Source organism: Pyrinomonadaceae bacterium, from assembly GCA_036277115.1.
Lineage (GTDB): Bacteria > Acidobacteriota > Blastocatellia > Pyrinomonadales > Pyrinomonadaceae > UBA11740.
The window spans coordinates 1-2194 of record DASUNM010000029.1; the positions used below are offsets into that span (position 1 = coordinate 1).

The following is a 2194-nucleotide window of genomic DNA, read 5'->3' on the forward strand; positions in this document are numbered from 1 at the left end:
CCCAACAAAAAGCCCCCGCCGCTTGCGCGACGGGGGCTCCACCTCAACTGCTGGGTGCTGGGGTAGCGCTATTCGCTGGCCCTCACCGCGTTGGCGTTGGCGCTCTGCAGAACGCCTTCCAGGATCGCGCTGTTGCCTTCGGCGTCAGGCAGGCCGAGGATCGCGTTGACCAGCGGGTCGACGATGAAGGAGAAGATCCCTCCACATCCTTCGGCTGCTGGTGCGGCGAAGGTCCCGTTGACGAGCGCTCCACCGCTGATCGTGATCAGGGTGAAGGTTTCGTTGAACGTGATTTCGCCTACCGATCCTTCGAGTTCACCGCTTTTACCGCTGGTGAAGTCGATCTGGACAGGTGCTTCGTCGGATCCGATGTAGCAGTTGCTACCGAGGATCGCGTTGTCCAGCTTGATCTTCGCCGGCAGGCCGAGCGCGGTGCCTTCCTGGTTCAGCAGGTTTTCCGTGCTCAGGAAGATGCCGCTCGCCGGTCCGGCGATTTCGACCGTCGCGGTGACTCCGGTGATTCCGTTGTTGATGAATTCGTTGAACCATTCCTGCAGCCATTCGGGCCACCATTCAGGAGCAACGATCCCGAGCAGGCCGCCAGGGACCGGCTGGGGGGTTTTCGAGAGGGTGACGCCGTTCTCAGCGCCGACGAAGGTCACTTCCTGGCCTTCGCCGAAGAAGCCACCCTGCAGGGTGACCGGGTTTTTCAGCGGAACGGTCCTCGTCCCGGCCGTAAAGGAGCCTCCGTCGGTGACCGAGTAGACACAGTTTTCGACCAGTTCGTTGTTGAGCGGACACTCGGCGAACTGGGCGAATTCCCCGGTCGGGTTGTGGGAGGAGGCAGGGGCGACCGACGCAAACATCATGGCCGCCACGGCCGTGGTGACGCTCGCTGCCGCGAGCTTCTTCACGAACCTCATGCTGGGTTCCTTTCTTCCGTGTTTTTAAACAGCACCGGGCATGGCTTGCGCCATGCCCGGTGCTCCACTGCGTGACTGATTACTGACTGGTGAAACTATTCGCTCGCTTTGACCGCAGCGGCGTTGGCGCTCTTCAGGACGCCTTCCAGGGTTGCGTTGTTTTTCCCGGACGCCGAGGGGATACCGAGCACAGAGTTGACCAGCGGGTCGATGAAGAGGGAGAAGATCCCTCCGCATCCGCTGGCGCCCGGTGCGGCGAAGGTCCCGTTGACGAGTTTGCCACCGCTGATCGTGATCAGGGTGAAGGTTTCGTTGAACGTGATTTCGCCTACCGAGCCTTCCAGCGCACCGCTTTTACCGCTGGTGAAGTCGATCTGGATCGGTTTGGAGTTGGATCCGATGTAGCAGTTGCTACCGAGGATCGCGTTGTCGAGCTTGACCTTGACCGGCAGGCCGAGCGCAGTGCCTTCCTGGTTCAGCAGGTTTTCCGTGCTGAGGAAGATTTTGCTCGCCGGCGCGGCGAGTTCGACCGTCGCGTTGACGCCGGTGAACCCTTCGTTGATCAGGTTGTTGAACCAATTCTGGATGAATTTCGGCCACCAGGTCGGCGCGGTGATCCCGAGCAGGCCGCCAGGGACCGGCTGGGGGGTTTTCGAGAGGGTGACGCCGTTCTCAGCGCCGACGAAGGTCACTTCCTGGCCTTCGCCGAAGAAGCCACCCTGCAGGGTGACCGGGTTTTTCAGCGGCACATTCTTCGAGCCGATCTGGACCGAGCCGCCGTTGGTGACCGAGAAGACGCAGTTTTCCACTGCGGGGTTGTTCAGCGGGCACTCGCCGAACTCTTTGAATTCACCGGTTGGGTTGTGAGAAGAGGCAGATGCCGAGGACGCGAACAAAAGCACGCCCAGCATTGCCGTGATGCCTCCCACTACGAGCATCCTGGCCGGATGCCCTTGCTTCAAGAACCTCATGGTGGTCCTTTCATCTCGTTTAACTGGATCGTCTGTGAGAGTGAGCTTGATCGGGTGGCGTAAGTCCGATTGTCTTGCGGGGGGCGATTGCTCAGGTGATCAGGCGGTGAAGTCTTTCCCTACTTCTTCCTCGCGTTCTTCTTCCCGCAGCTGGTCTGTATCCGCTGGTCAGAGAGCTGGGTGCGGTTGTTGTGGGCGGTCATCTTCACGGTGGCGATGTTGGGCACCTTGCAGATGTTGGCCGAGTTGACGAAGACGCCTTTTTTGCCGCCCTTGAACTGGAAGACGGCCTTGGAGATC

The 2194-nt window shown here is 60.4% G+C and carries 3 protein-coding genes; all 3 read right to left on the reverse strand.

Translation table 11 applies throughout. The features are described 5' to 3' along the window. Positions 1-68 precede the first annotated feature (68 nt). Positions 69-923 (reverse strand): hypothetical protein, encoded by an 855-nt coding sequence (locus tag VFX97_20490; protein ID HEX5705592.1) that lies wholly within the window; start codon positions 921-923, stop codon positions 69-71. Positions 924-1018: 95 nt separating this feature from the next. Beyond that, a complete protein-coding gene (locus VFX97_20495; GenBank protein ID HEX5705593.1) occupies positions 1019-1834 on the reverse strand; it encodes a hypothetical protein in 816 nt (271 codons plus the stop codon). Positions 1835-2013: 179 nt separating this feature from the next. After that, positions 2014-2194, reverse strand: a 181-nt coding sequence (locus VFX97_20500) for a hypothetical protein (GenBank protein ID HEX5705594.1), incomplete at its 5' end; no start/stop codon positions are given.

What these genes read in the sequence shown, in the direction of transcription:
- VFX97_20495 (HEX5705593.1), bottom strand. Translation starts at nt 1,834, where the DNA reads ATGCTGGGCGTGCTTTTGTTCGCGTCCTCGGCATCTGCCTCTTCTCAC.
- VFX97_20490 (HEX5705592.1), bottom strand. Translation starts at nt 923, where the DNA reads ATGAGGTTCGTGAAGAAGCTCGCGGCAGCGAGCGTCACCACGGCCGTG.